Below are 24,681 nucleotides of genomic sequence, written 5' to 3'. Positions count from 1 at the left end.
ACGAAATCCCTGGTTACGAACCGTGCCATGAAACACGCGTTCGCCACCAGTCGGGCCCCCGGGCGGCACCCGCCGACCAGGGGCCCGGTGGCCGTCAGGCGGGGCGCAGACCGGGGTTGCCGGCCTCGACCACGAAGGACGCGGCCGTGGCGACCGGGGCGCCGGGCCGCAGGATGTACGGCACGGTCCGGAAGTCCGCGCGTGCGTGGTCCCGGGCCAGTTCGACCGTGACGTAGCCGCGCTGACCGTTGTAGTGCTTGAGGTGCGGGTTGCGCGCCAGGTAGTCCGCCCAGTTCGCGGGCCGCTCGCTGCCGTCGCGGCCGCTGGAGATGGAGGTGGTGACGATCTCCGTGCCGACCACGGGGGTGGCGGGGTCGGCCGGGTCGCGGTGGATGTCGAGCGCGTACGAGACGTGCACGTCGCCGGTGAGCACCATGAAGTTCTCGATGCCGGCGGACTCCACGCCCGCGAGGACGCGCGAGCGGGAGGCCGGGTAGCCGTCCCAGGAGTCCATGGAGACGGTGGTGTTGCCGGCCGTGGGGTGGTTGCGGCGGGCGAAGACCACCTGCTGCGGGACGACGTTCCAGCGGGCGCGCGACGCCTTCCAGCCGTCGGTCAGCCAGCGCTCCTGGCTCGCGCCGGTCATGGTGCGGGCCGGGTCCTCCGACTCGGGGCCCGGAGTGCGCCAGCCGTCCCCGTACGCCTGGTTGCTGCGGTACTGGCGGGTGTCGAGGATGTCGAACTGGGCGTGCCGGCCGAAGTGCAGCCGCCGGTGCAGCTGCATGTCGGGGCCCGTGGGCTGCTGCGGGCGGCGCAGCGGCTGGTTCTCCCAGTACGCGCGGTAGGCGGCGGCGCGGCGCAGCAGGAACTCCTCCGGCGGCACCGAGTTCTCGGGGGTGTCGCCCGCGTAGTTGTTCTCGGTCTCGTGGTCGTCCCAGGTGACGACGAAGGGGTGGGCGGCGTGCGCGGCCATCAGGTCGGGGTCCGACTTGTACAGGCCGTAGCGCATCCGGTAGTCGTCGAGCGTGACGGTCTCGCGGTTGTAGTGGTCGGGCAGCACGCGGTCCGTGTAGTTGCGGTTGCCGCCGGCGGAGGTGACGGCGTACTCGTACAGGTAGTCGCCGAGGTGGAAGACGACGTCGAGGTCCTCCTCGGCCAGGTGCTTGTACGCGGTCCAGTAGCCGTCGTGGTACGCCTGGCAGGAGACGGCCGCGAGCTTGAGCCCGGACAGCTTGGCGCCCCGGCCGGGCGCGGTGCGGGTGCGGCCGGTGGGGCTGATCCAACTGCCCACGCGGAAGCGGTAGTAGTAGACGCGGTCCTCGCCGAGGTGGTCGGCCTCGACGTGCACGGAGTGGTTGAACTCGGGGTGCGCGATCGTGGTGCCGCGCCGGGCGATGCGCCGGAAGCGGGAGTCGTGCGCGACCTGCCATTCCACCTGCACCCGCTCGGCGGGCAGCCCGCCGTCGGCGGCGAAGGGCTGCGGGGCGAGTCTCGTCCACAGCAGGGCCGAGCCGGGCTGCGGATCACCGGAGGCGACGCCGAGCGTGAACGGGTTCTCGGTGATCCTGCGCGCGTCGAGCTCGGCCGCGTGCGCGACGCCGGTGCCCGGCAGGTTGGTGGCGAAGGCGAGCGCGGCCGCGGCGCCCGTGACGGTCAGAAAGCGGCGGCGGCCCAAGTGGCGTGCGGCGGCGCGCAGTTCGGGGCTGTGCTGGTTCTCCCGGCTGCTCGGCGATACGGCGGATGCCATCCGTGTCCTCCCCTGGCTGATGTGCGTCAGGGGCATTCGAGTGGCGGAGGACGACGCCGATCTGTCACGTACAGGACAATCACATGGCGGACAGATGAGCGGTACATGTTCCCTGCTGACGTAGGGTGCGGGGCCATGACGCAGACGACGAAGACCGCAGTGGTGACCGGCGCGGGCTCCGGAATCGGCCGCGCGGTGGCCCTGGAGCTCGCGGCCTCCGGCTGGTCCCTCGCCCTGGCGGGGCGCCGTAGGGAGGCCCTGGAGGAGACGGCGGCGCTGGCCGGACCGGCCGACGTGGTGTGCGTGACCGCGGACGTGGCCGCGCCGGACGAGGTGTCGGCGCTGTTCGCCGCCGCCGTCGACCGCTTCGGACGCCTCGACCTGCTCTTCAACAACGCGGGGACGTTCGGCCCCGGCGGCGTCCCGCTGGACGAGCTCTCCTACGAGGCCTGGCGGCACGTGGTGGACACCAACCTCAACGGGGCATTCCTGTGCGCGCAGGCGGCCTTCCGCCAGTTCAAGGCGCAGGACCCGCAGGGCGGGCGGATCATCAACAACGGGTCGATCTCGGCGCATGTGCCGCGCCCGCACTCGGTGGCGTACACGGCGACCAAGCACGCGATGACGGGCCTGACGAAGTCCCTCTCCCTGGACGGCCGGCCGTACCGGATCGCCGCCTCGCAGATCGACATCGGGAACGCGGCCACGGACATGACGTCACGGATGCAGTCCGGGATCCTCCAGGCGAACGGCGAGCTGGCACCCGAGCCCGTGATGGACGTGGCGGACGTGGCCCGCCAGGTGCGCTTCATGGCGGAGCTGCCCCTGGAGGCGAACGTCCAGTTCGCGACGGTCCTCGCCACCAACATGCCGTATATCGGACGGGGTTAGGGCAACACCGACGCCCTCGCGGGCCGCCGGAAGATGCCCGGCGGCCCGCCGGTTTACTAACGGCATGAGCCACGAGACGCGCCCCGACATCCTGCGCTACACCGCCTTCTCCTCCGACCCGGCCGGCGGCAACCCCGCCGGCGTCGTCCTGGACGCGAGCGGCCTCACCGACGCCGAGATGCTCGCCATCGCCGCCGAACTCGGCTACAGCGAGACGGCGTTCCTGCTCCCGGACCACACGCTGCGGTTCTTCTCGCCCGAGGCCGAGGTCGCCTTCTGCGGTCACGCCACCGTCGCCACCGCCGTGGCCCTCGGTCCCGGCGACTACCTGTTCAAGACGCCCGCGGGCGAAATCCCCGTGACCACCGAGGACGTGGACGGCGAGGTGCGCGCCACGCTCACCAGCGTGGAGCCGCACCTGAAGGAGGTCGGGGCCGCCGACCTCGACGAGGCGCTCGCCGCGCTCGGCTGGCCGGCCGCCGACCTCGACCCCGAGCTGCCACCCCGGATCGCCTTCGCCGGCAACAACCACCTGGTGATCTCGGCCGCCACGCGCGAGCGCCTCGCCGACCTCTCGTACGACTTCGAGCGCCTGAAGGCCCTGATGGAGCGCCTCGACCTCACCACCGTGCAGCTCGTGCACCGCGCGGGCGAGACGGTCTTCCACGTCCGCGACCCGTTCCCGGTCGGCGGGGTGGTGGAGGACGCGGCCACGGGCGCGGCGGCCGTCGCCTTCGGCGCGTACGCGCGCGAACTCGGCCTGGTGAAGGAGGAGTCCGTGCTCACCCTGCACCAGGGCGAGGACATGGGCCGGCCCTCGCTCCTGACCGTGACCCTGCGGGCCGGCGACCCGCGCGTACGGGTCGCCGGCACCGCGGTCGCGATCAGCTGAGCGGGCGGTCACGATCAGCTGACCGGGTCGGTCGCGATCAGCTGACCGGGTCGGTCACGATCAGTTGACCGGGTCGGTCACGATCAGCTGACCGGGTCGGAGAAACAGCTCAACTGAACCGCACCGGCAGGTACTTGATGCCGTTGATGAAGTCCGAGCGCATGCGCCGCGGCTCGCCCGTCAGCTCGACGTTCGGGCAGCGGCGCAGGATCGCCCGCAGTTGCGCGTTGATCTCGGTGCGCGCGAGGCCCGAGCCGAGGCAGAAGTGCGGCCCGCCGCCGCCGAACGTCACGTGGTCGTTCGGCGAGCGGCGCGGGTCGAAGACGTCCGGGTTCTCGAAGATGTCCTCGTCGCGGTTGCCCGAGGTGTAGAAGAGCACGGCCTTCTGGCCCTCGCGGATCTTCACGCCGCGCACCTCGGTGTCGCGCGTCGCGGTGCGGCGGAAGTTGTGGATCGAGCCGTTCCAGCGCAGGAACTCCTCGGTGGCCGAGCGCCACAGCGCGTCGTCCTCCACGTTGCGCACCAGGTCCTCGCGCAGCGCGTCGTTGGTAGCGATCTCCAGAAGCGCTCCGGAGAGCAGGTTGCGAGTGGTCTCGTTGCCCGCCACGATCAGCGTCACGAAGAACATGTTGATCTCGTGCGTGGTGAGCTTCTCGCCGTCCACCTCGCCGTGCACCAGGGCGCTGACGATGTCCTCGCGCGGGTCGGTCTGCCGCTCCTCGGCGAGCTGGTTGCAGCGCAGGTAGATCTCGGCGGCCGCGACCTGGCCGTCCTCGGGCGTCGTACGGAAGTCGGGGTCCTGGAAGCCCACCATGCGGTTGGACCAGTCGATGATGTGGTCCTCGTCCTCCGGCGGGATGCCCATCATTTCGCAGATGACTTCCAGGGGCAGCCGCGAGGCGATCTGCTCCACGAACTCGATCTCGGCACCCGGCTCGATCTTCTGCGCGAGCAGGTCGGCGCGGCGCTTGATGTCCTCGGTGAGCTTGCGGATCATCCGGGGCGCGAAGGCGGCGTTGACCAGCTTGCGGAAGCGGCTGTGCTTGGGCGGGTCCATGCCGACGAGGGTGAGCGCGAGGTTCTCCAGGGACTGGTCCGTCTGGTCCCGTATGAAGAAGGAGCCCTTCTCCACCGACCACAGCTCGGGGTCGCGGCTCAGCTTGATGATGTCCTCGTGCTTGGTGATGGCGAAGAAGCCCTCGCCGTCCGGGAGTTCGTGCCAGTGGACGGGGTCCTCGCGGCGCAGCAGCTTGAACTGGGCGTGCGGGACTTCACGGGCCCAGGTGTCCTCGAGCAGATTGATCTCGTTCAATGCGGGTGCCGTCATGGCCGAGCCTCCTTCGGATGTGTCTTGCGGTCACTGCCTCGTGCCGCCGGGGCCCGCAGGCCGAGCAGCGAGCTCAGCGCGTGGACGACCAGCTCTTCGGGTACGGCGTGGGGTGCGAAGCGGTGCTGGAGCGCGCAGCCGAGCAGCAGCCCGAGCACCAGGGCGCCGGTCTCGTCCGGGTCGTACGGGAGCTCGGTGCCGGTGGCCTCGGCCCAGTCGGCCAGGCCTTCGCCGAGCTGGCCGCGGATCTCCGCGTAGCGGCGGGCGATCAGCGGGCCGAGCACCGGGTCGCGAGCGCCGTGCTGCCACAGCTCGATCTCCAGGAGCAGCCAGGCCTCGCCGCGGTCCTCGGCCGGCGCGGTGATCGCCTCCCACATCGCGGCGAAGTGCGGTGCGGGGTCGGGCAGTTGGTGGATCTCCGCGGTGAGGCGCTCGACGGTGCGCTGCTTCCACACCTCCAGGAGGGCGAGCAGCAGCCCCTCCTTGCCGCCGAAGTGACTGTAGAGCGCGCCGGTCGTGCGGTCCGCCGCGTCCGCCACGGCCTCGGCGGACACGGCGTGGAACCCCTTGCGCGCGAACAGCTCCGCCGCCGCGTCGATCAGCCGGGCCCGGGTCTCGCTCTTGCGCTCCGCCTGGGTACGCCGCGCCACGATGCCCCCTCCCGGTCGCCGTGCAGGCCTTGGCTGCGGGGGCCACTTATATCGGGCCGCCGACATAAGTAGAGGTACTCATATTCCTGACGGACCGTCAATCCTTTGTGCGCGCAAGGATTCCGTCCAGCTCGGTGAGCTGGCCGGACGTCAGCGGACCGTGCGCGAGGGCGCCCGCGTTCTGCTCGACCTGGGCGACGGTGCGGAAGCCGGGGATCGGAATCGTGCGCTCGCTGCGGGCCCACAGCCAGCCCAGCGCGCCCTGCGCGAGGGTGCGGCCGCCGCTGGTGAGGATTTCGCGTACGGCCTCGACCCGCGCCAGCCACTCCTCGTCCGGCGCTCCCCCGGCCCCGAACCCGGGCAGCCACTCGGGCGGCGCGCTGCGGATGTCGCCGGCGCCGGGGGTGCCGCCGTCGGCGTACTTGCCGGTGAGCAGCCCCATGGCCAGCGGGCTGCGGATGACGGCGGCGAGCCCCGACTCCTCGCACAGGGCCAGCATTTCGGGCGCGTCCTGGAGCACGTTGCACCGGTGCTGCACCGCCGCACAGCCGGGCCCCTGCGCGAACACCCGCGCCCGTACGGGATCGTCCGTGCTCCACGCGTACGCACGGATCAGCCCGTCCCGTACGAACTCCTCGCACTGTTCGCGCAGCAGGGCCGCCCGCTCGGGATCCGCCTCGGAGATGTGCAGCTGGTAGAGGTCGATCCGGTCGGTCCCGAGCCGCCGCAGCGAGGCTTCGAGTGCCTTCCTCTGATACGCGGGAGAGTCGTCGCTGCCGGTGAGGGTGCGCGTCGACTCGTCGAAGACGTTTCCCCACTTGGTGGCGAGGACCACCTCGTCGCGCCGCCCGGCGAGCGCCTTGCCCAGGACGCGTTCGCTGTGTCCCGCACCGTAGGTGTCGGCGGTGTCGAAGAAGGTGACGCCGAGGTCGAGGGCGCGGCGCACGGCCCGTACCGACTCCTCGTCGTCGACCTTGCCCCAGCCGAGGGGCTGCCCCTCGGTGTCCCACCACTCACCGCCGATGGCCCAGCAGCCGAGGCCGAGGGCGCTGACGGTGATACCGGAGCCGCCGAGTTGGCGTGTGCTCGTGCTCGTGGTCGTGCTCATGGTCGTGCTCGTGGTCGTGGTCGTGCTCGTCGATTTCGTCATGCGGCGGACGCTAGGAGTTGAAGCGCACACGAAGGCAAGGCGTGGGCCGGAGCGCTTCGGTGAACGGCTGCCACCTGACAGGCGTACTCCCCCTGAACGACTACCATCGCCCCATCGCGCCGGCCTCCCCCTTCGGCCGCCACCTGAGTTCAGGAGCACCCGTGAGCGACCCCCGCATCGCCGTCGCCATCGTGACCATGGGCAACCGCCCCGCCGAGGTCGCCGCCCTGCTCGACTCGGTCGCCAAGCAGGACGTGGCCCCGGACCGGATCGTCATCGTCGGCAACGGCACGCGCCTGGGCGGATTCCCGGACCTGCCGGGCGAGTTGACGGTGGTCGAGACCGAAGAGAACCTCGGCTGCCCCGGCGGCCGCAATGTCGCACTGGCCCGTCTGCGGGAGTACGGGGACATCGACGTGGTCGTCGAGCTCGACGACGACGGACTGCTCACCGAGGCCGACGTGCTGCGCAGGGTGCGCGACCTGTACGCGGCCGACGGCCGGCTCGGCATCGTGGGGTTCCGTATCGCCGACGAACACGGCGAGACCCAGCGCCGGCACGTGCCGCGGCTGCGCGCGGGCGACCCCATGCGGCGCGGGCTCGTGACCTCCTTCCTCGGCGGCGCGCACGCCTTCTCGATGCGGATGCTCGACGAAGTCGGCGACTGGCCGGCCGAGTTCTTCTTCACGCACGAGGAGACCGACCTCGCCTGGCGCGCCCTCGACGCGGGCTGGAAGGTCCTGTACGAACCGGAGCTGCTGCTCCAGCACCCCAGGACCTCACCGGCACGGCACGCCGTCTACTTCCGCATGACCGCCCGCAACCGCGTCTGGCTCGCGCGCCGCCGGCTTCCGTTGCCGCTGGTCCCCGTCTACCTCGGGACCTGGACCCTGCTCACGCTGGCCCGCACGGCACCGGCCCTGCTCGGCCCCGGGCGCGCCACCGCGCTCGGCGGACTGCGCGCCTGGGCGGGCGGGTTCGCGGAAGGGGTGCGCACCGGGTGCGGCGGACGGCGTCCGATGCGCTGGCGGACGGTGTGGCGGATGACGCGTCTTGGACGGCCGCCGGTGATCTGACGAGGAGTGATCCACATCACCTGTACCCAGGCGATGAGTTACCGCGCCGGGCGGCGTCTTCTCCTCGACAGCACAGCACCGCGCCGTATCCGCATCCGCATTCGCGCCCGCGCCCGCGCCCGCGCCCGCGCCAAGGAGACAGACAGATGACCGCCGCTTCGAAGAACACCGCCGCCGCGTCCACCGAGCCCGCCACCCGGTCCGCTGCCAAGCCCGCCGCCAAGCCCGCGGTCAAGGGCCCGGCCAGCTACTTCCCGTCCATCGAGAAGAAGTACGGCCGCCCCGTCGAGGAGTGGTTCGAGCTGATCCGCTCCTCTCCCCTGGAGCGCCACATGGAGCTGGTCGCCTGGCTCAAGTCGGAGCACGGCCTGGGCCACGGCCACGCGAACGCGCTCGTGGCGCACACGCTCGCGGAGTCCCGTAAGGCCTGACCGGGTCCCGTGCCACCGGGACGGCCCCGGTGATCCCGGCCACATTTACCCCGTCCTTACGCAGACCAGGCAACCCGGCCCTCCCCCTCCCCCTCCTCCATGGCGACTGAGCACGACCATGGGGGAGAACCATGCACGACAACAGCACATCCACGGCCGGCACCAGCGCATCGGGGGAGGACGCGGGGGCATCCGGGGGCGGCGCCGGCAAGCGGCGGTTCCGCCGCCGCCACCTCGCTTTGGCGGCGGCCGCGGCCCTGACCGCGGCCACGGTGGCGACGGTCACCGCGCTGTCCTCCTGGGGGACCGACACCGTCGCACCGAGCGACGTACGCGCCGACGCGGCCGCCGACGCCAAGGGGCAGTTCGGCGCCGTCGACTGCCGCGAGGCGAAGTGCATCGCGCTGACCTTCGACGCGGGGCCGGGCAAGGACACCCCCGAGCTCCTGGACACCCTGAAGAGGGAGAAGGTGCCCGCGACCTTCTTCCTGCTCGGCAAGAACCACGTCAAGAAGTACCCGGACGTGGTCAAGCGCCTGGCCGACGAGGGACACGAGGTCGCCAACCACACCTGGACCCACGGCATCCTCACGGACCTGAGCAAGGACGAGATCCGCGCCGAACTCGACCGCACGCAGCAGGCCGTCAAGGACATCACGGGCAAGGAGCCCACACTGATGCGCCCGCCGCAGGGCCGCACCGACGAGAAGGTCACGCAGGTCTGCAAGGAGCTGGGCCTGTCGCAGGTCCTGTGGAGCGTCACGGCCAAGGACTACTCGACCACGGACTCGAAGCTCATCGAGCGACGCGTCCTCGACCAGGCGGACCGCGACGGCATCATCCTGCTGCACGACATCTACGACGGCACGGTCCCGGCGGTGCCCGGCATCATCAAGTCCCTGAAGGCACAGGGCTACACGTTCGTCACGGTCCCGCAGCTCATGGCGCCGGGCGTACCCGAGCCGGGGGCGGTGTACCGGCCGTAGCGCGGCGCGCCCGCTTCCGCACGGGCCCGCGGCACCCGCCGCGCCCGCTCTCCTCACCGGCCCCCGTGCTCGGCGAACTCGTCGAGTACGGCGGCCAGTTCGGCCCGGGCGCGACGCTGCGCGCGCGTCGGCGGCAGCGGCCTGCGGCGCACGATCCGTGCGGTGAGCAGGGCGAGCGGTTGCAGGAGCAGCGGGACGAGCAGCAGCCCGACCAAGATGCCGGCCACGGCACGGGACCAGTCCACGGTGGTCATGAGGCGTTCTCCTTCAGGGCGCCGTTCTCGTCGTACTGGTCGAAGACATGCCACTCCACGAAGGCCGTGAGCAGGTCGTCCGCGTCCCACTCGGGCACCGCGGCGCCGTAGCCGGAGGTCTGGTACACGGCTTTGGTCCCGGACTCCATCCGGTAGTACGGGAACGTCCCTTCGCGCGTCCATACGAGGAGCGGCTCCGCCGGTCCGGCAGCGCAGGCCGCACAGGCGGCCACCCCGTGATCCTCCTCGTCCTCGCCCTGGTCCCCGTCGTGGCCCTCGGGATCCGGCGCGCTGAACGCGTCCGGCGGATACGGGATCCGCTCGGTGCCGCGCTCGTGCAGCGGGTTGAAGTAGCAGGGCGGGTCGAGGACGAGGGTGCTGCCCTGCGTCAGACAGGCCAGCGACCGCATGCCGATCCGGGTGACCTCCAGGACGGCGGCGACATCTGCGAGGTCGACGCCCTCCTCGGCCCGGCGGTCGTACGGCTGTCCCGTGCGCCGCTCGAAGGCGGTGTCCAGGCCGTCCTCGGGCAGCGGCAGCCCTGCCTCGCGCGCGCAGCGCACGGCACGGCCCAGGGCGTCGCGGCGCCGGGCTGCGAGCTCGTACAGGACGGCGTAGTCGTACGCGGGCAGATCGGGAGCCGAGCTCCAGTCGACGACGGGCCGCTCGGCCGGCCGCCGGCGGCGCGGCCACAGCGGCAGGTCGGTGAAGCGATGGAGCAGGGCGAGGGTCAGAACGACAACCGCGGTCACACCCGCGAGGATCATCGCTGCGCGTGTGGTGGCATCCATCCGCTCCCCCTCGTCGGCATCGGCGCCCTGCACCCTACTGGCGCGCCCGGGCACCGCGCCCGCCGGGCCCTCACCGCCCCACCGCACCCCCGTTCCCGCCTGGGAGCGCCCCCGAAAAGCAGATGCGGCCGCTCCGGCCGCCGCCTAGCGTGCGGCGTATGCGCGTCGTGTACACCAAGGGCCCCGGGACGAGTTACGACATCGCGGTCCACCGCGAGACCGGGCCGCGGCTCGCCCCTCGGGGCGGCCCGGGCGGACATCCCTATCTGCCGCACGATCTCGTGCACTTCGTGGTCGAGGCGGTCGCGGGGATCCGGCTCGGGGTGTACGGACGGCTCGCGGCCGGCGACAACGGGCTGTTCTGGCCGGCCGACCCCGCCGAGCGCACCAAGGCGATGCGCCGCCGCAAGACCAAGCCGCACAAGCCCACCCCGCAGGCCTCGGCGGACATGGGCCGCTCCGAGGAGCTCGCCGGGATCGCGGTCCCGGTCTGGGAGCTGCGCCGCGGTTTCACCACGTCGCTGCCGGCCTACGTACCGGCCGAACTCCCGCCGGTCGTCGAGGAGATCGTGGCGCAGTTGGACGCGTACGCGGACCGCTGGCATGCGCTGCCGGTGGGGGGCTCGCTCGAACTGGAGTGGTGAGGCGCCTCCTGAAAGCATGACGCTCCCTGGGCGAGGCGAACGCCGTCGTCACCCGGCCGCGCGCAGCTCCTCGATGACCTTCTCGATCCGGCGCAGCCGCGTCTCCGGCTTCTTCGCGCCGTCGACCGCGAGCACGTGCTGCCGCCTGCGGCCCTGGGGCAGGGCGTCGAAGGCGGCGCGGGCGGCCGGGTCCGCGTCGAGGGCGCGGGCGAGGTCCTCGGGTTCGGTGACCACGCGCGGCTCGGTGTCGAGGCGCAGGTCCACCTCCACCTCCTCGCCGATCTCGACCCCGGCGGCCTTCCGGTTGGCGTTGGACAGCCCGAGCAGACAGCGGCCGCGCATGATCGCGACCCGGCTGCGCCAGGTGTGCCCGTTGATCGTGATGGTCACGGGCGGCCGCTTGCCGCCACCGAGCTGCTCGACGAGCTCGGCCGGCACTTCGAGCCCGTTCATGGGCTCGGGGGGTTCGACCACCGTACGGAACCTCATGCCGCGCTCTCCCACACGAAGCCGTCCGGGTCGGTGAACTCCCCGAAGCCGCTGCCGACGGCGAGCCGGTGCGAGCCGCTGCCCTCGGTCGGGACCCCGGCGACCTTGCCGAGTCCCTTGCGCGGATAGAGCGAGAGCTTCACCGCGCTGCCCGTGCCGTCGAACTCGGTGTACTTGCCGCCGAAGCTCTTGGCGACGGTGAGCCCGCGCTCGACGTAGAACTTCTTGCTGGCGGACATGTCCGAGACGCCGAGCAGCAGCACGACCTCGTCGATCTTGCGGCTGTCGGGTCCGGTGTCCTTCTTCGAGGAGCTCACGAGCTGCCAGACCGTCCCGTCGGGAGCCTGGACGACGCCGCCGTATCCCCACAGGGACTTCTTGGCGGGCTTCAGCTCGGTGGCCCCGGCGGCGATCGCGGCGTCGAAGAAGCCGTGCACGATCGAGGGCTGGGCGACGACGAGGGACACCGTGAAGCCCCGGAAGCCGGACGTCGGCGCCTCGGAGGCCCGTACGCGTACCTGCTTCTCCAGCCCGAAGGCCTCGGCGTAGAAGCGCTGGGCGGCCGCGGCGTCGGCGGCCTCGATGGTGAGGTGCTCGATGGAGGTCATGTCATTCAAGCTAGCGACGGGTCCCGGAGCCGCGCTTCTCGAAAGCTGACGGATGCGGCCGGGGCACGCTCCGGCCGCCCCGCCCCGGACGGCGGCGTGATCACACCCGCCCCCGGGCCGGTACGATGGCGGCACGGCGGACGAGCCGGCCGGGCGGTCGCGGCGGAGATCTTCGGATCTGCGGCGAGGAACGTCCGGGCTCCACAGGGCAGGGTGGTGGGTAACGCCCACCCGGGGTGACCCGCGGGACAGTGCCACAGAAAACAGACCGCCGGGAGCTTCGGCTCCCGGTAAGGGTGAAACGGTGGTGTAAGAGACCACCAGCGCCCGAGGTGACTCGGGCGGCTAGGTAAACCCCACCCGGAGCAAGGTCAAGAGGGAGCACCCCGGTGCTCCTGCGCGGACGTTCGAGGGCTGCCCGCCCGAGTCCGCGGGTAGACCGCACGAGGCCGGCAGCAATGCCGGCCCTAGATGGATGACCGCCTCCCCCTGGGCCGCAAGGCACTGGGGAGACAGAACCCGGCGTACAGGCCGACTCGTCCGCCTTTATGGCTCTGACCTCGGGTTCCTCGGCCAAGGCCGTTCGTACGGCGATTCGGTGTCCACTGCGAGCCGGGCTTTCTTCCAGCAGCGCTGTTCGCCTGCCGTGACGGCGAACTCCGAGCGAGTGCCGCCGGAGGTCGAGTGATGGTGTTGCGTGTCAGGCCGAGCGTCGGTGCTTCGCGTTTCGGTCCGCGGGGACAGGGCCGTGCCAGTCGAGGCACAGGACGGTGGCGTCGTCTCTCACGTGGCCGTGGCAGGCGTCGGTGACGGCGTTGACCATGGCGCGTACGGCCTCGCGGGGGTGCTCGGTTGAGGTGTCGCGGATAAGGCGCGGTAGGTCGACTGCTTCTGCTTGGCGCTCCTGCATGCCGTCGGTGTAGAAGACGAGGCGGTCGCCGGGGCGCAGGTCGATGTCCTGTACCCGGTAGGCGCCCTGCGGGAGTACGCCGAAGGGGAGGTTGATGTGCAGCTTGATCTCGTCGACGGTGCCCTCGCGCAGCCGTAGGGGCCACAGGTGGCCCGCGTTGACGAGCTGGGCGCTGCTCCCGTCCAGAGCGATGCGCATCAGTTGTCCGGTGGCGAAGGTCCTTCTGCCGTGGTCGATGAGGGCCTGATGGGTCTGGCGGGCCTGTTCGGCAAGGTCGGTGCCGGCGCGGCGGGCGCCGCGGGAGGCGTTGACCAAGAGAGTGGCCATGAGGGAGGCGTCGACGTCGTGCCCCATGGCGTCGGTGATGGACAGGTGCAGGGTGTCGTGGTCGAGGCTGTAGTCGTACGTGTCACCGGCGATGTCGGAGGCCGGGACGAGGGCGCCGGCGAGGGTGAACTCGGCAGCCTCGCACGAGGGAGCCGAGGGCAGGAGCTGGCGCTGGATCTCCGCGGCGAGGGTGACGGTCGCGGTGCGATTGCCCCAGTGGTAGAGGTCGGTGAAGCGCCGGTCGGTGACGATGATGTACGCCAGCGCGTGCGCGGCCTCCTCCACCTGCTCCAGGACGTCCTGTGTGACGTGGGTGATGTGCAGCTCCAGGACCCCGATGGCGTCGCCGCGGTTGGTCACCGGGGCGAGCACTCGCTGTGCCTGCGCGCCTTCCGGCACGCGCACCACTTTCTGGGTGCGCAGGACGTCGTCGTAGACACTGCCGGTCAGGGGAACCTGCTCGGCGGCGTGCTCCTGTGGCGATGTCGCCTTGTCATTGACCCGGAGCAAGCGTCTGCCGACGACGTCGACGAACAGGAACGACACGTAACGCGCGCCGAACCGATCGCGCAGGTTGTGTGCCACGACATCAAGGGAACGTACCGGCGCTGCGTCCTCCGCTGCTGCCAGTACCTCGGCCAGCCCGATCCGATTACGCTCCATCACTGCAGTCTCCCTGAGTCAGGGACCCTCTTTCCCCCCGACGCCCTGGTCATCACCCCCACAACAGTCGCCACGGTGCAGGTGACTTGAGCCGCTCAGACTTCGGTGGCACAGAGCAACCTTCGCCGGCACAGGCTACGCCCGGTTGGGATTCGGTCATCACCCGCCATGATTGCCCTGACCATCGAACGTTTGAGTGCGATTGCCTCCTTGCGTTGCGCAGGCGCCTCATGCGCAAGAAGCGAGCAGCGGGTCCACTCACCGGCCAAGTCAGTCGGGCTCGGCGCCCGGCCGCCCCGGCTGACCAGTGCGGGAGGTGGACCGGGAAGGCACCCGGCCTCGCGGAGCAAGCTGATCCGCGCCTGCAGCGGGCTCGCGGTCCGGGGCGCCGTGGTCAGTCCGGTGTGCCGGACAGGCGTCGCACCGCAGGTGCGGAGGCGAAGAGGCGGGTGGCGTTGGTGAAGCAGACTGCGCGGAGCCAGGTGTCGTCAAGGCCGAGGCGGGCGAGGGCGTCCAGGGCGTGTGCGTACGAGTAGGGGATGTTCGGGAAGTCGGTGCCGAGCAGGATGCGGTTCTGGTGGTGGGTCAGGCGCGGCAGCAGGTCGGGCGGGAAGGGGGCCAGCCGTTCCGTGAAGTCGGTGAACACCATGGTCGTGTCCAGGTGGACGTTCGGGAAGCGGTCCGCGAGGTCCAGGAACTCGGCGTACTCGGGCGTCCCCATGTGGGCGACGATCAGGCGCAGTCGGGGGTGGCGGGCCAGGACCGCGCCGATGGGGCCGGGGCCGGTGTGCCGGCCGGGGACGGGTCCGGAACCGCAGTGTGTGACGACGGGGGTGCCGCTCTCCGCGAGCGTGCCCCACACGTCGTCGAGCAGCCGGTCCGTCGGGTCGTAGGCGCCGACCTGGAGATGCGCCTTGAAGATCGCGGCGCCGGCCTCGATCGTGCGGCGGACCTCGTCTGCGGCACCGGGTTCCGGGAAGAACGTGCCGGTGTGCAGACAGTCCGGGGTGCGGGCGGCGAACCCGCAGGCCCAGTCGTTGAGCCAGGCGGCCATGCCGGGCTTGTGCGGGTAGATCATGGCGGTGAAGGCCCGTACGCCGAACTCCCGCAGTCTTCCGACGCGTTCGTCCTCGGCGTCCCGGTAGGTGATCGGCCAGGGCACCCCGGTCATCGGGCCGACCGCGTCGAAGTACGCCCAGACCTTCTTCAGGACCCGCTCGGGCATGAAGTGCGTGTGCACGTCGATCAGTCCGGGCAGGCCGAGCCCGCGCCAGAACTCCTCGACCTCGACCGCTTCGTCCTGCGTCTCCCGCACGTCCGTGTGACTCCTTCGGTCCACGCGATCGGGGTGCCGTGCGTGCGCCGGCCTCAGGCCCGCCGGCCGACCGCCGCCAGCGCGTCCTTGACCTCCTGGACCACGCGGGCCGCGTCCTCGGGGTGGTTCACCACGTCGGTGTGGTTCATGTCGATGACGAGGACCTCGCTGGCCGAGTAGTGCTTGTGGACCCAGTCGTCGTAGCCCGACCACAGGATCCGGTAGTACTCGACGAGGCTCTCGTCCTGCTCGAAGTCGCGGCCGCGCAGGCCGATCCGGTGCAGGACCGTCTCGAAGTCCGCCTTGAGGTAGACCATGAGGTCGGGGGCCTTGCGGTACGGCAGGCCGTCGATCTCGCGCATCATCTCGTCGAGCAGACCCTCGTACACCTGCATCTCGAGGGAGCTGATGCGGCCGAGGTCGTGGTTGACCTTGGCGAAGTACCAGTCCTCGTAGATGGAGCGGTCGAGGACGTTGTCGTTCTGCTTGTACGCCTGCTTGATCGCGGCGAACCGGGTCTGCAGGAAGTAGAGCTGGAGGAGGAAGGGGTAGCGCTTGGCCTGTATCTCCTCCGGGGTCGCCGTGTAGAAGAGCGGCAGGATCGGGTTGTCCTCGACGCTCTCGTAGAAGACCTCGCTGCCCAGCTCCTTGGCGATCAGTTCGGCGACGCTCGTCTTGCCGATTCCGATCATGCCTCCGACGCAGATCACCGGCATTACCTCACTTCTCCCTCGGGTACAGGCGACCCACCTCCCCGCGAGCCGCCCTGAAGCTTAAATGACAGTTCGCGTCGTCAGGACCGGAGCACCCTCGGGCCGCTGCGGCCTTCCTCACCCTTCGAAGGCGTCCGCCCCGGTCTCCCATGCCGCCGACAGATCGGCGTCGTCCGGAAACCGGCCGTTGAGCTGGAGGATCACCATCCCGTGGGCGAAGGCCCAGGCCGCCCGTGCCGTGTCCACGTCGCCGCCGCAGACCCGCAGGAGCGGGGCCGCCGCGCGGGCTTCGAGGCCCTCGGGGAGCTTCTCGCGGGGCAGGGCACGCTCCGTGTTGAGGCGGTAGAGGTGGGGGTGGGCCAGGGCGTAGGCCTGGTACGCCTTCATCAGCGAGGGCAGGGAGTCCGCGGCGGCTTCGAGCGCCTCGGCCGTCTCCTCCAGGCCGAGCACGATCAGTTCGAGCTCGAGCGCCGCCTTGTCCGGGAAGTGCTTGTAGAGCGAGGGCGCCTTGATGCCGAGGCGGTCGGCGAGCGCCCGCATGGTCAGCGCGCCGGCGCCGTGCTCCTCGAGCAGGGCGCGGGCCTCGGTCACGATCTCGCGCTTGCGCGGGGTGAGCCGGTCGGTGGTGGAGCCCTCAGGCACGCTGGAACCCTTCCTTCGTCCGCAGTCCGTAGCCGAAGGCGCGATCGTACGAGATGTGGGCCAGCCAGCCGCACAGGCCCGCGAAGAGCGCGGGCGCGTCCACCGGCAGGAAGGTGTAGGCGGCCATGAGGGAGACCGGGAGCAGTGCGCGGTGGGCGCCGTTGTAGTACGGGACGGCGCGCGGTGAGAGTCCGCCGCGCGGCATGCGCGCGGAGCCCGGCAGGTCGATGAAGAGCGCGAAGTCCGGGGCGAGGAAGAACGCGAAGGCCACGAGGCCGGCGAGCCAGCCGTGGTTGACGGCCTCCAGGACCGCGAACGCCGTCCAGAAGAGGCCGTTCGCGAGCCAGGCCCCGCGGCGGAGTTTGGCGCCCGGGCGGAGCTTCGTGCCTGCGGTGGCGCCAGTGGGCTTCGCGGTGGTGGCGGAGCCGGCGCCGGTCGCGGCGGTGGCGGTGGCCATGACGGGTCCTTTCGGTCGACGGGGGCGGCTCGAAGCGGCGGGCTTCAGAATGGCTAACCCCGTTAGCCACCAACGTAGGGCTAACACCGTTAGCCGTCAAGCCCTGCAGGCGAGAGGCGCCCGCGGCGGCTTGACCTTGTCGCAGCGTCAGGGTTTCTACTGAGGGCATGCGCATCGGCGAGATCGCCGCGCTCGCCGGGGTCACCCCGCGCGCCGTGCGGCATTACCACCACCTCGGGCTGCTGCCCGAACCCGACCGGCTGCCCAACGGCTACCGCGACTACGGCGTCCGGCACGCCGTCGTGCTCGCCCGCATCCGGCGGCTCACCGAGCTGGGGCTCGGCCTGCCCGAGGTGCGCGACGTCCTCGCCGACGACGAGGGGCGCGAACTGGCCGAGGTACTCCAGGAGTTGGACGAGGACCTCGCCCGCCAGGAGGCCGCGATCGAGGAGCTCCGGGCGCGCCTGCGGGTGCTCCTGGAGCAGGCGAAGGCGGGCACGCTGCCCGCCGAGGGGCCGGTGTCGCCGGGGCTCGCGGAGCTGCTCGGCGCGTTCTCGCCCAGCCGTTCCGCGAGCGCCGCCAAGGACCGCCAGCATCTGATGCTGATCGACTCGATGGCACCGTCCGAGGAGCGCGACCGGATCCTCGCCGCCCTGCGCCCGCTCGCCCAGGACCCCGGACTGGCGGCGCGGATGCAGGAGTTGTACGAGCGGCTCGACGCGCTCGAGCACGCGGCGCCGGACGATCCGCGGATCGGGCCGCTCGCCGAGGAGTTCGCCGCGGCCGTGCCGGACACGATGCTCGGCCTGCTCGCGGGCGTGGGCGACGCGAGCCGCGAACACCCTTACGGACAGGCGCTCCTGGACGATTTCGCGCCGGCGCAGGCGGCGGTGATCCGGCGGTTCATGACCGCGTTGACGGCACGGGCAGGGAGGGGCACGGGATGAGCAGCGGTACGAGGGCGAGCGCCGCCTGGCGGGTTCTGAAGCGGCTCACCGTCCACGAGTTCAAGGCCTTCCGCAGCCTGTGGCTCTGGATCACCCGGCGGCGGCACGAGGTCGGGCCCGGTGCGCACGGCGCGGGGTACACCCAGGCGCAGACCGCCCTGATCTTCGGCTTCCTGTTCGTGGCCGTCGTCGAGACCGTGGTGCTGGCCTTCCTGATCCCCTGGCCGACCGTGCACGCGGTGGTCACGTTCGTCGACGTGTACGGCGTCCTCCAGATCCTCGGGCTGCACGCGGCGTGCGTGACCCGGCCCCATGTGGCCGGGGCGGACGGCTCGTTGAGGATCCGGTACGGGGCGCTGTTCGACCTGCGGCTGCGGGCGCGGGACATCCGGTCGGTACGGGTGGAGCGCCGCTATCCGCAGGGCAAGCACTTCCAGTTGAGCGAGGACGGCGTGCTCGACGTGGTCATCGGCGGGCAGACCACCGTGACCGTCGAGCTCGTGGAAGCGGTCCCGTTCGTACGGCCGCTGGGATCACGGGGCGAGGCGCGCGTGATCCGGTTCAACGCCGACGATCCGGCGGCGCTGGTGGCCGCGGTGAAGCAAGCACAGACGCAGGCGGCGGACGCGCGCGAGAGCGGGGATCACGCCGGCGCGAACTGAACCTTCGCCCGTCCCGGATCGGCCTGCGTGAGCCGCACCCGCAGCCGTTCGCCGAGCGGCAGCCTGGACCCGCCGCCCTCGATCCGGGCGACCACGGCCGGCTCCTCCAAGTGCACGGTGCCGACGGTCGGTTGCTGCTCCTTCACATCGACCACGACGGCGTCGAACATCTCGCCGACCCGGTCCCTGAGCAGCGCCGCCTCGACGATGTCCACGCACTCGCGCTCGATGCTGTTGGCCCGCCGCGTACCGTCGGCCATCTCCTGCGGCAGCGCGTCCAGAGCCGTGAGCACCCACTCGGGAGTGCCGCGCCCGGCGGCCGCGGCCAGGCAGATCTCGCCCGCGTACCGGTCGACGAGGCGGCGCAGGGGCGCGGTGCAGTGCGTGTACTCGTCGGCGACGGCGGCGTGGATCCGCGGGTCGGGCAGCTCGCCGCCGGTGAACACCGTGTAGCCCGCGCCCCTCAGGAGGGTCGTGCACTCCTGGAGGAAGGCCGCGTGCTTCTCCTTGCGCGGGTCGAGGCCGCGTACGACATCGGCGTACGGGACGTGGTGCGGCCAGTCGATGCCGAGGGCCTTCGCGGAGCGGCGCAGCCGGCCCACCGCGCCCTGCGGGGCGGAGGGCAGGGTGCGCAGGATGCCGGTGCCGTAACCGAGCATCAGGTCGGCGGCCGCGGCGCCGGTGAGCAGGGAGATGTGGGCGTTCCAGCCGTCGGCGGGCAGCGGGGCGCGGTAGGCCAGGTGGTAGCCGTCCGGGCGCTCGACGATCTCCTGCTCGGGGACATTGAGCGAGATGCCGCCGCGGGCGATCTCCTGGGCGTCGCGCAGGAGGCCGATCTCCTTGAGCAGGGCGAGCGGTTCCTCGGCGGTGCCCGCGTCGATGGCCTGCTGGACGCCTTCGTAGTCGAGCTTGGCGCGGCTGCGGACGAGCGCCCGCTGCACATCCGTGGCGACGGACCGCCCTTCCGCGTCGAGGTCGATGGTCCACAGCAGGGCCGGGCAGTCCTGGCCGGGCAGCAGACTCGCGGCGCCCTCGGAGAGGACGGGCGGGTGCAGCGGCGTCCTCTCGTCCGGGAAGTAGAGGGTGGTCACGCGCGCGTGCGCCTCGCGGTCCAGCGCCCCGCCCGGCTTCACCCAGGCGGCCACGTCCGCGATCGCGTACCGCACCCGGAAGCCGCCGCCCTCGCGCCGCTCCAGGAACATCGCCTGGTCCAGGTCCTTCGACGTGGGCGGGTCGATGGTGAAGAACGGCAGGTCGGTCGCGTCCCGGTGCCCGCTCAGATCGGGCGACTTGACGGCTTCCGCGGCCTCCGCGAGGACGTCGGGCGGGAAGTCCGCGGGCACTTCCAGGCGGGTCCGCAGCTCGCGCAAGGCGGCCCGCAGCGGGGCTTCGGCTGCTCCGGTCACATGCATGGGGCGGCGAGGCATGGCACCGAGCCTAGGGCGGACAGGGCCCGGGCGCGCGGTCGGTGACGCACGGGGGTGCTCTCCGGCTCGGTACCCTGCACCGGGGCCGCACCCCCGCCTCGTACCGCTGAAGGAGAACGAACGTGCTCGTGCTGTTGCCGCCGTCGGAGGGCAAGGCCGACTCGGGCCGTGGCGCCCCGCTCAAGCCCGAGTCACTGTCCCTGCCCGGCCTCGCCGAGGCGCGCGCCGCCGTGCTCGACGAGCTGGTCGAGCTGTGCGTCACCGACGAGGAGAAGGCCCGCGAGGTGCTCGGTCTGAGCGAGGGCCTGCGCGGCGAGATCGCCAAGAACACGGAGCTGCGCGTGGCGGGCGCGCGCCCGGCCGGCGACATCTACACGGGCGTCCTCTACGACGCCCTGGGCCTGGCCTCCCTGGACGCGGCGGCCAAGCGGCGCGCGACGAAGTCGCTGCTCGTCTTCTCCGGGCTGTGGGGCGCGGTGCGCATCAACGACCGGATCCCCTCGTACCGATGCTCGATGGGCGTGAAGCTGCCGGGCCTCGGGGCGCTGGGCGCGTACTGGCGCGGGCCGATGGCGGAGGTGATGCCGGAGGCGGCCGGGGACGGCCTGGTCCTGGACCTGCGCTCGTCGGCGTACGCGAACGCCTGGAAGCCGAAGGGCGAGGTGGCCGCGCGGACGGCGACGGTGCGGGTGCTGCACGCGCAGATGGTCGACGGGGTGGAGAAGCGCTCGGTGGTGAGCCACTTCAACAAGGCGACCAAGGGCCGTCTCGTACGGGATCTCCTGACCGCGGGCGCGAGCCCGTCGGCACCGGCCGAGCTGGTCACGGCGCTGCGGGATCTCGGATACGTGGTCGAGGCGGAGGCACCGGCGCGGGCCGGGCGTCCGTGGTCGCTGGACGTGGTGGTGACGGAGATCCACTGAGGGGGTCGCGCTGGGGCCCTCTGAAGCGATCCGCTGAAGGGCCACCCCACCTGTGCGTTGCGGAGGGCGCAATGGGCTTTGCGCATTGTGCGGTGCGGGCGGCAGGATGAGGGCATGGCTTCCGACTCCGTGCTCGATCTCGCCCCTGTCGTCCCCGTCGTCGTGATCGACGACCTCGCCGACGCCGTGCCGCTCGCGCGGGCTCTCGTCGCCGGCGGGCTGCGCGCGATCGAGGTCACGCTGCGCACGCCCGCCGCGCTCGACGCGATCCGGGCGGTCGCGGACGAGGTGCCGGACGCGGTGGTCGGCGCGGGCACGGTCATCTCGGCGCGCAACGTCGAGGATTCCGTCGCTGCCGGGGCGCGCTTCCTGGTCAGCCCCGGCTGGACGGAGGCGCTGCTCGACGCGATGAAGGGGTCGGGGGTGCCGTTCCTGCCGGGTGTCTCGACCACGTCGGAGGTCGTGGCGCTGCTCGAGCGCGGGGTGCACGAGATGAAGTTCTTCCCGGCCGAGGCCGCGGGCGGCACCGCCTACCTCAAGTCCCTCGCGGGTCCGCTCCCCCAGGCCCGTTTCTGCCCCACGGGCGGCATCACCCCGGCCTCCGCGCCCGGCTACCTCGCGCTGAAGAACGTCGGGTGCGTGGGCGGCAGTTGGATGCTCCCGGCGGACGCGGTGGCGGCGAAGGACTGGGCGCGGGTGGAGAAGCTGGCGCGCGAGGCGGCCGGGCTGCGTCGCTGACTGCGCGGGTGGGGCGAGTCCCCCACATGCGCAGGCGAGTTCTTCAACTGCGCAGGTGCGACGTGTCGTTGAAGAGGCGGACGCTCGCGTTGCCGTCCGCGTAGTACGCGATCGCGGTCAGGGAGGCGGCCGAGAGTTCCATGCGGAACAGGGACTCGGGCGGGGCGCCGAGGGCGAGCCGTACCAGGGTCTTCACCGGGGTGACGTGGGTGACGAGCAGGACCGTGCGGCCCGCGTAGCGCTCGGTCAGCCGGTCGCGGGTGGCGGCGACGCGCTCGGCGACCTCGGCGAAGGACTCGCCGCCCGGGGGCGCCGCGTCGGGTGAGGCGAGCCAGGCGTCGAGTTCGGCCGGGAAGCGCTCCTTGGCCTCGGCGAACGTCAGGCCCTCGAAGGCTCCGAAGTCCGTTTCGCGCAGGCCCTCTTCGATGCTCACGTCGAGGCCGAGGCGGGCCGCGGCCACCGAGGCCGTCTGGCGGCAGCGGAGCAGCGGCGAGGAGACCACCGCCTGGATCGTGCCGCGCGCGGCCAGCGCGGCGGCGACGCGTTCGGCCTGGGCGAGGCCGGCGTCGGAGAGCGCGGGGTCGCTGCCGCCGCTGCCGGAGAACCGCTTTTGGGGCGTGAGCGCGGTCTCGCCGTGGCGCAGGAGGACGAAGGTGGTGGGGGTGCCCATGTCCGGGGCGGAGGGGGCGGAGGGGGCGGGGGACGCCGACGGTTCCGCGCCCGACGGCTCCCGGGCCGCCGCGGCATTGCGCGCCGCACGCGTGTCCAGGTCCGCCGTCGAGGCCGACGGGTCCCACGGTTCGCCCCGCTTGCCCGCGTCCATCGCCTCGTTGGCCAGGCGGTCGGCGTGCTTGTTCCGCTCGCGCGGGATCCACTCGTACGTGACCGCGGCCGGCGGGAAGGCCGAACGCGCCCGTGCAGCAAGGGGCTTCATGTCCGGGTGCTTGATCTTCCAGCGGCCCGACATCTGCTCGACCACGAGCTTGGAGTCCATCCGCACGGTCACGGTGCCCGCCGGGTCCAGGGCGAAGGCCGCCTCCAGACCCGCGATCAGACCGCGGTACTCCGCAACGTTGTTGCTCGCGACCCCGATGAACTCGGCGCGCTCGGCGAGCACTTCGCCGCTGTCGCCGTCGATGACCACGGCGCCGTAGCCCGCGGGCCCCGGATTGCCCCGGGACCCGCCGTCGGCCTCGATCACGAAACGCATGACCCGCAGTCCGTCCTCACTTTGAGCAGCCCGAAGCCTGTCGTCCCCCTGAGCGAAGTCCGGAGCCGGAACCCGGAAGGCCGAAGCCCGGAGCACGGATCCGAAAGGCCGAAGCCCGAAGCCCGCCCCCGAGCCCCTCCGTGTCCTAGAGCCCGGACTCCGACGTACGCACCAGGATGCGGCGGCAGTTCTCGCAGCGCACGATCGCGTCGGGCGCGGCCGCACGGACCTCGTTGAGCTCGGTGATGTTGAGCTCCAGGCGGCAGCCCTCGCAGCGGCGCTGGTAGAGGCGGGCCGCGCCCACGCCTCCCTCCTTCTCGCGCAGCTTGTCGTAGAGCTTCAGGAGGTCGGCCGGCACCGAGCCGGCGACGACCTCGCGCTCCTTAATGACCGAGGCGATCTCGCCGTCGATCTCCTCGAACGCGGCGTCACGGCGGGCCGTGGCGTCGTCGATCTTCCCCTGCACCGAACCGACCCGCTCGGTCAGCTCGGAGACCCGCTCCTGCGCGGACTCGCGGCGCTCCATGACCTCGAGCACCACGTCCTCCAGGTCGCCCTGGCGCTTGGCGAGGGAGGCGATCTCGCGCTGGAGGTTCTCCAGGTCCTTCGGGCTGGTGACCGCGCCGGAGTCCAGGCGCTGCTGGTCGCGGACGGCGCGCTGGCGCACCTGGTCCACGTCCTGCTCGGCCTTGGTCTGCTCGCGGGCGCAGTCGCCCTCCTCGGTCTGCGCGGCGACGAGCAGGTCGCGCAGCTGGGTGTGGTCCTTGGTCAGCGACTCGATCTCGGCGTGCTCGGGCAGCGACTTGCGCTTGTGGGCGAGCTGCGACAGGCGTACGTCGAGGGCCTGGACGTCGAGGAGTCGGATCTGGTCGGCGGGCGCGGCGTTCAGTTGGGGGCTCCTGCTGTGGTGTCGTCGGCCGCCTCGGCGGCCGCGTGGGTGGTCCAGGGGTCGGTGACCGTCTTCGAGACGTGGACCCGAAGGCCCCAGCCGTGACGGTCGGAGATTTCGTCGAGCTGTGCCGCGGCCTGTTCGCACCAGGGCCACTCGGTGGCCCAGTGCGCGGCGTCGAGCAGGGCGAGCCCGGTGTGCTGCACGGCCTCGGAGGCCGGGTGGTGGCGCAGGTCGGCGGTGAGGAAGGCGTCGACGCCGGCTTCGCGTACGTACGGGAAGAGGCTGTCGCCGGAGCCGCCGGAGACGGCGACGGTGGTGATCACCTGGTCCGGGTCGCCGGCCGCGCGGATGCCCTGCGCGGCGGCGGGCAGGCGCTCGGCGGCGTACGCGGCGAACTCGCGCAGCGGCATCGGGTGGCGCAGCTCGCAGATGCGGCCGAGGCCGCGGCGGCCCTTGTCGTCCGACGGGTCGGGCACGAGAGGCCGTACGACGTGCAGGTCCAGCGCGCCCGCGAGGGCGTCGGAGACACCGGGGTCGGCGGTGTCGGCGTTGGTGTGGGCGACGTGCAGCGCGACGTCGTTCTTGATCAGGTCGTGGATCACGCGGCCCTTGAAGTGGGAGGCCGCGACCGTGGTCGTGCCGCGCAGGTAGAGCGGGTGGTGCGTGACGAGGAGGTCGGCGCCCAGCGCCACGGCCTCGTCGACGATCTCCTGCACGGGGTCGACCGCGAACAGGACCCGCCCCACCTCGGCCTGAGGATCCCCGCAGACCGTGCCGACGGCGTCCCACGATTCGGCCCGGTCGGGGGGCCAGAGGGCGTCGAGCGCGGCGAGGACTTCGTTCAGGCGGGGCACGGAGCGATGCTACCTGGGGTGCGCGGATGTCGGCCCATCGCCGGGGGCGGCCTTCGGACCGGGCG

Annotated in this window: 26 protein-coding genes, 1 other RNA gene and 1 pseudogene; 11 read left to right on the top strand and 17 right to left on the bottom strand. The window is 71.8% G+C overall.

Annotated features, from left to right (window positions below; genetic code table 11):
- Positions 1-94: 94 nt before the first annotated feature.
- Positions 95-1,747 (bottom strand): alkaline phosphatase D family protein, encoded by a 1,653-nt coding sequence (locus BLT97_RS12580; protein ID WP_093609263.1) that lies wholly within the window; start codon positions 1,745-1,747, stop codon positions 95-97.
- A gap of 135 nt (positions 1,748-1,882) precedes the next feature.
- Here BLT97_RS12580 and BLT97_RS12575 point away from each other — a divergent pair, with 135 nt between their 5' ends.
- Both BLT97_RS12575 and BLT97_RS12570 read left to right on the top strand, forming a co-directional pair.
- Positions 1,883-2,638 carry an SDR family oxidoreductase gene (locus tag BLT97_RS12575; protein ID WP_093609261.1) on the top strand — a complete coding sequence of 252 codons (756 nt, stop codon included), beginning with the start codon at positions 1,883-1,885 and terminating at the stop codon, positions 2,636-2,638.
- A gap of 64 nt (positions 2,639-2,702) precedes the next feature.
- Positions 2,703-3,530, top strand: coding sequence for a PhzF family phenazine biosynthesis protein (locus BLT97_RS12570; RefSeq protein ID WP_093609259.1), 828 nt, complete (start codon positions 2,703-2,705; stop codon positions 3,528-3,530).
- 109 nt (positions 3,531-3,639) lie between these two features.
- On the opposite strand, the gene BLT97_RS12565 is transcribed toward BLT97_RS12570, so the two are convergent.
- The 3 genes from BLT97_RS12565 to BLT97_RS12555 all read right to left on the bottom strand — a co-directional run bounded on the left by BLT97_RS12565 (position 3,640) and on the right by BLT97_RS12555 (position 6,615).
- Positions 3,640-4,857 carry a cytochrome P450 gene (locus tag BLT97_RS12565; protein ID WP_093609257.1) on the bottom strand — a complete coding sequence of 406 codons (1,218 nt, stop codon included), beginning with the start codon at positions 4,855-4,857 and terminating at the stop codon, positions 3,640-3,642.
- On the bottom strand, positions 4,854-5,507 hold the full coding sequence (locus BLT97_RS12560; RefSeq protein WP_176953745.1) for a TetR/AcrR family transcriptional regulator: 654 nt from the start codon (positions 5,505-5,507) through the stop codon (positions 4,854-4,856). The genes BLT97_RS12565 and BLT97_RS12560 overlap by 4 nt, the downstream gene beginning before the upstream one ends.
- A 97-nt stretch (positions 5,508-5,604) precedes the next feature.
- Positions 5,605-6,615 (bottom strand): aldo/keto reductase, encoded by a 1,011-nt coding sequence (locus tag BLT97_RS12555; protein ID WP_245769321.1) that lies wholly within the window; start codon positions 6,613-6,615, stop codon positions 5,605-5,607.
- Positions 6,616-6,818: 203 nt separating this feature from the next.
- Here BLT97_RS12555 and BLT97_RS12550 point away from each other — a divergent pair, with 203 nt between their 5' ends.
- From BLT97_RS12550 to BLT97_RS12540, 3 genes and pseudogenes are all read left to right on the top strand, one after another.
- Positions 6,819-7,733 (top strand): glycosyltransferase family 2 protein, encoded by a 915-nt coding sequence (locus BLT97_RS12550; protein ID WP_093609251.1) that lies wholly within the window; start codon positions 6,819-6,821, stop codon positions 7,731-7,733.
- A gap of 230 nt (positions 7,734-7,963) precedes the next feature.
- A pseudogene (locus BLT97_RS12545) lies at positions 7,964-8,164 on the top strand (DUF4287 domain-containing protein); the annotation flags it as partial.
- A gap of 131 nt (positions 8,165-8,295) precedes the next feature.
- Positions 8,296-9,150, top strand: a complete 855-nt coding sequence (locus BLT97_RS12540; RefSeq protein WP_093609249.1) for a polysaccharide deacetylase family protein — start codon at positions 8,296-8,298, stop codon at positions 9,148-9,150.
- A gap of 53 nt (positions 9,151-9,203) precedes the next feature.
- Here BLT97_RS12540 and BLT97_RS12535 read toward each other — a convergent pair whose 3' ends face one another.
- Together BLT97_RS12535 and BLT97_RS12530 are read right to left on the bottom strand one after the other, a co-directional pair.
- Positions 9,204-9,404 carry a hypothetical protein gene (locus BLT97_RS12535; RefSeq protein ID WP_093609247.1) on the bottom strand — a complete coding sequence of 67 codons (201 nt, stop codon included), beginning with the start codon at positions 9,402-9,404 and terminating at the stop codon, positions 9,204-9,206.
- Complete coding sequence (locus BLT97_RS12530) at positions 9,401-10,195, bottom strand: hypothetical protein (protein WP_093609245.1); 795 nt, start codon at positions 10,193-10,195, stop codon at positions 9,401-9,403. The genes BLT97_RS12535 and BLT97_RS12530 overlap by 4 nt, the downstream gene beginning before the upstream one ends.
- Before the next feature lie 158 nt (positions 10,196-10,353).
- Here BLT97_RS12530 and BLT97_RS12525 point away from each other — a divergent pair, with 158 nt between their 5' ends.
- Positions 10,354-10,839: a hypothetical protein gene (locus BLT97_RS12525; RefSeq protein WP_176953744.1), complete on the top strand. Its 486-nt coding sequence runs from the start codon at positions 10,354-10,356 to the stop codon at positions 10,837-10,839.
- 48 nt (positions 10,840-10,887) lie between these two features.
- Here the strand turns inward: BLT97_RS12525 and BLT97_RS12520 are convergent, their stop codons facing one another.
- Together BLT97_RS12520 and BLT97_RS12515 are read right to left on the bottom strand one after the other, a co-directional pair.
- Positions 10,888-11,328, bottom strand: coding sequence for a YdeI/OmpD-associated family protein (locus BLT97_RS12520; RefSeq protein WP_093609241.1), 441 nt, complete (start codon positions 11,326-11,328; stop codon positions 10,888-10,890).
- Complete coding sequence (locus BLT97_RS12515) at positions 11,325-11,936, bottom strand: VOC family protein (protein ID WP_093609239.1); 612 nt, start codon at positions 11,934-11,936, stop codon at positions 11,325-11,327. Before BLT97_RS12515 ends, BLT97_RS12520 begins: the two co-directional genes overlap by 4 nt.
- A 141-nt stretch (positions 11,937-12,077) precedes the next feature.
- On the opposite strand from BLT97_RS12515, the gene rnpB reads away from it, so the two are divergent.
- An RNA gene (rnpB, locus tag BLT97_RS12510) (RNase P RNA component class A) lies at positions 12,078-12,479 on the top strand.
- A 157-nt stretch (positions 12,480-12,636) separates the two neighbouring features.
- Here rnpB and BLT97_RS12505 read toward each other — a convergent pair.
- From BLT97_RS12505 to BLT97_RS12485, 5 genes are all read right to left on the bottom strand, one after another.
- Positions 12,637-13,836 carry a PP2C family protein-serine/threonine phosphatase gene (locus BLT97_RS12505; protein ID WP_093609237.1) on the bottom strand — a complete coding sequence of 400 codons (1,200 nt, stop codon included), beginning with the start codon at positions 13,834-13,836 and terminating at the stop codon, positions 12,637-12,639.
- Positions 13,837-14,230: 394 nt separating this feature from the next.
- A complete protein-coding gene (locus BLT97_RS12500; RefSeq protein ID WP_245769291.1) occupies positions 14,231-15,151 on the bottom strand; it encodes an amidohydrolase family protein in 921 nt (306 codons plus the stop codon).
- 53 nt (positions 15,152-15,204) lie between these two features.
- Positions 15,205-15,867 carry a deoxynucleoside kinase gene (locus BLT97_RS12495; RefSeq protein ID WP_093609235.1) on the bottom strand — a complete coding sequence of 221 codons (663 nt, stop codon included), beginning with the start codon at positions 15,865-15,867 and terminating at the stop codon, positions 15,205-15,207.
- Positions 15,868-15,981: 114 nt separating this feature from the next.
- The gene (locus tag BLT97_RS12490) at positions 15,982-16,506 is read right to left on the bottom strand and encodes a TetR/AcrR family transcriptional regulator (RefSeq protein WP_093609233.1); all 525 of its coding nucleotides are present in this window, start codon (positions 16,504-16,506) and stop codon (positions 15,982-15,984) included.
- Entirely contained in the window at positions 16,499-16,963 is a 465-nt protein-coding gene (locus BLT97_RS12485) for a DUF4260 family protein (protein WP_093609231.1), read from the bottom strand. The genes BLT97_RS12490 and BLT97_RS12485 overlap by 8 nt, the downstream gene beginning before the upstream one ends.
- Positions 16,964-17,130: 167 nt before the next feature.
- Between BLT97_RS12485 and BLT97_RS12480 the strand changes: the two genes are divergently transcribed.
- Both BLT97_RS12480 and BLT97_RS12475 read left to right on the top strand, forming a co-directional pair.
- Positions 17,131-17,910: a MerR family transcriptional regulator gene (locus BLT97_RS12480; RefSeq protein WP_093609229.1), complete on the top strand. Its 780-nt coding sequence runs from the start codon at positions 17,131-17,133 to the stop codon at positions 17,908-17,910.
- On the top strand, positions 17,907-18,572 hold the full coding sequence (locus BLT97_RS12475; protein ID WP_093609227.1) for a hypothetical protein: 666 nt from the start codon (positions 17,907-17,909) through the stop codon (positions 18,570-18,572). The genes BLT97_RS12480 and BLT97_RS12475 overlap by 4 nt, the downstream gene beginning before the upstream one ends.
- On the opposite strand, the gene BLT97_RS12470 is transcribed toward BLT97_RS12475, so the two are convergent.
- Positions 18,554-19,999: an RNB domain-containing ribonuclease gene (locus BLT97_RS12470; protein WP_093609225.1), complete on the bottom strand. Its 1,446-nt coding sequence runs from the start codon at positions 19,997-19,999 to the stop codon at positions 18,554-18,556. The genes BLT97_RS12475 and BLT97_RS12470 overlap by 19 nt on opposite strands.
- A 122-nt stretch (positions 20,000-20,121) precedes the next feature.
- Here BLT97_RS12470 and yaaA point away from each other — a divergent pair, with 122 nt between their 5' ends.
- Together yaaA and eda are read left to right on the top strand one after the other, a co-directional pair.
- Positions 20,122-20,922, top strand: a complete 801-nt coding sequence (gene yaaA / locus BLT97_RS12465) for a peroxide stress protein YaaA (protein ID WP_093609223.1) — start codon at positions 20,122-20,124, stop codon at positions 20,920-20,922.
- Positions 20,923-21,036: 114 nt separating this feature from the next.
- Positions 21,037-21,660: a bifunctional 4-hydroxy-2-oxoglutarate aldolase/2-dehydro-3-deoxy-phosphogluconate aldolase gene (eda, locus tag BLT97_RS12460; protein WP_093609221.1), complete on the top strand. Its 624-nt coding sequence runs from the start codon at positions 21,037-21,039 to the stop codon at positions 21,658-21,660.
- Positions 21,661-21,703: 43 nt separating this feature from the next.
- Here the strand turns inward: eda and BLT97_RS12455 are convergent, their stop codons facing one another.
- The 3 genes from BLT97_RS12455 to BLT97_RS12445 form a co-directional block, all read right to left on the bottom strand.
- On the bottom strand, positions 21,704-22,870 hold the full coding sequence (locus BLT97_RS12455) for a bifunctional RNase H/acid phosphatase (protein ID WP_093609219.1): 1,167 nt from the start codon (positions 22,868-22,870) through the stop codon (positions 21,704-21,706).
- A gap of 145 nt (positions 22,871-23,015) precedes the next feature.
- Positions 23,016-23,759: a zinc ribbon domain-containing protein gene (locus BLT97_RS12450; RefSeq protein ID WP_218137302.1), complete on the bottom strand. Its 744-nt coding sequence runs from the start codon at positions 23,757-23,759 to the stop codon at positions 23,016-23,018.
- Positions 23,756-24,616, bottom strand: coding sequence for a Nif3-like dinuclear metal center hexameric protein (locus BLT97_RS12445; protein WP_093609217.1), 861 nt, complete (start codon positions 24,614-24,616; stop codon positions 23,756-23,758). The genes BLT97_RS12450 and BLT97_RS12445 overlap by 4 nt, the downstream gene beginning before the upstream one ends.
- Positions 24,617-24,681 lie beyond the last annotated feature (65 nt).

Source organism: Streptomyces indicus (assembly GCF_900100315.1).
GTDB classification, from domain to species: Bacteria; Actinomycetota; Actinomycetes; order Streptomycetales; family Streptomycetaceae; genus Streptomyces; species Streptomyces indicus.
The sequence above is the reverse complement of the archived record's forward strand: the minus strand, read 5'-3'. Positions and strand labels throughout refer to the sequence as shown.

Bases quoted from the DNA above. Each gene is read 5' to 3' on its own strand.
- BLT97_RS12580 (WP_093609263.1), bottom strand. From the start codon at position 1,747: ATGGCATCCGCCGTATCGCCGAGCAGCCGGGAGAACCAGCACAGCCCC.
- BLT97_RS12575 (WP_093609261.1), top strand. From the start codon at position 1,883: ATGACGCAGACGACGAAGACCGCAGTGGTGACCGGCGCGGGCTCCGGA.
- BLT97_RS12570 (WP_093609259.1), top strand. From the start codon at position 2,703: ATGAGCCACGAGACGCGCCCCGACATCCTGCGCTACACCGCCTTCTCC.
- BLT97_RS12565 (WP_093609257.1), bottom strand. From the start codon at position 4,857: ATGACGGCACCCGCATTGAACGAGATCAATCTGCTCGAGGACACCTGG.
- BLT97_RS12555 (WP_245769321.1), bottom strand. From the start codon at position 6,615: ATGAGCACGACCACGAGCACGAGCACACGCCAACTCGGCGGCTCCGGT.
- BLT97_RS12540 (WP_093609249.1), top strand. From the start codon at position 8,296: ATGCACGACAACAGCACATCCACGGCCGGCACCAGCGCATCGGGGGAG.
- BLT97_RS12535 (WP_093609247.1), bottom strand. From the start codon at position 9,404: ATGACCACCGTGGACTGGTCCCGTGCCGTGGCCGGCATCTTGGTCGGG.
- BLT97_RS12530 (WP_093609245.1), bottom strand. From the start codon at position 10,195: ATGGATGCCACCACACGCGCAGCGATGATCCTCGCGGGTGTGACCGCG.
- BLT97_RS12525 (WP_176953744.1), top strand. From the start codon at position 10,354: ATGCGCGTCGTGTACACCAAGGGCCCCGGGACGAGTTACGACATCGCG.
- BLT97_RS12520 (WP_093609241.1), bottom strand. From the start codon at position 11,328: ATGAGGTTCCGTACGGTGGTCGAACCCCCCGAGCCCATGAACGGGCTC.
- BLT97_RS12515 (WP_093609239.1), bottom strand. From the start codon at position 11,936: ATGACCTCCATCGAGCACCTCACCATCGAGGCCGCCGACGCCGCGGCC.
- BLT97_RS12505 (WP_093609237.1), bottom strand. From the start codon at position 13,836: ATGGAGCGTAATCGGATCGGGCTGGCCGAGGTACTGGCAGCAGCGGAG.
- BLT97_RS12495 (WP_093609235.1), bottom strand. From the start codon at position 15,867: ATGCCGGTGATCTGCGTCGGAGGCATGATCGGAATCGGCAAGACGAGC.
- BLT97_RS12485 (WP_093609231.1), bottom strand. From the start codon at position 16,963: ATGGCCACCGCCACCGCCGCGACCGGCGCCGGCTCCGCCACCACCGCG.
- BLT97_RS12480 (WP_093609229.1), top strand. From the start codon at position 17,131: ATGCGCATCGGCGAGATCGCCGCGCTCGCCGGGGTCACCCCGCGCGCC.
- BLT97_RS12475 (WP_093609227.1), top strand. From the start codon at position 17,907: ATGAGCAGCGGTACGAGGGCGAGCGCCGCCTGGCGGGTTCTGAAGCGG.
- BLT97_RS12470 (WP_093609225.1), bottom strand. From the start codon at position 19,999: ATGCCTCGCCGCCCCATGCATGTGACCGGAGCAGCCGAAGCCCCGCTG.
- eda (WP_093609221.1), top strand. From the start codon at position 21,037: ATGGCTTCCGACTCCGTGCTCGATCTCGCCCCTGTCGTCCCCGTCGTC.
- BLT97_RS12455 (WP_093609219.1), bottom strand. From the start codon at position 22,870: ATGCGTTTCGTGATCGAGGCCGACGGCGGGTCCCGGGGCAATCCGGGG.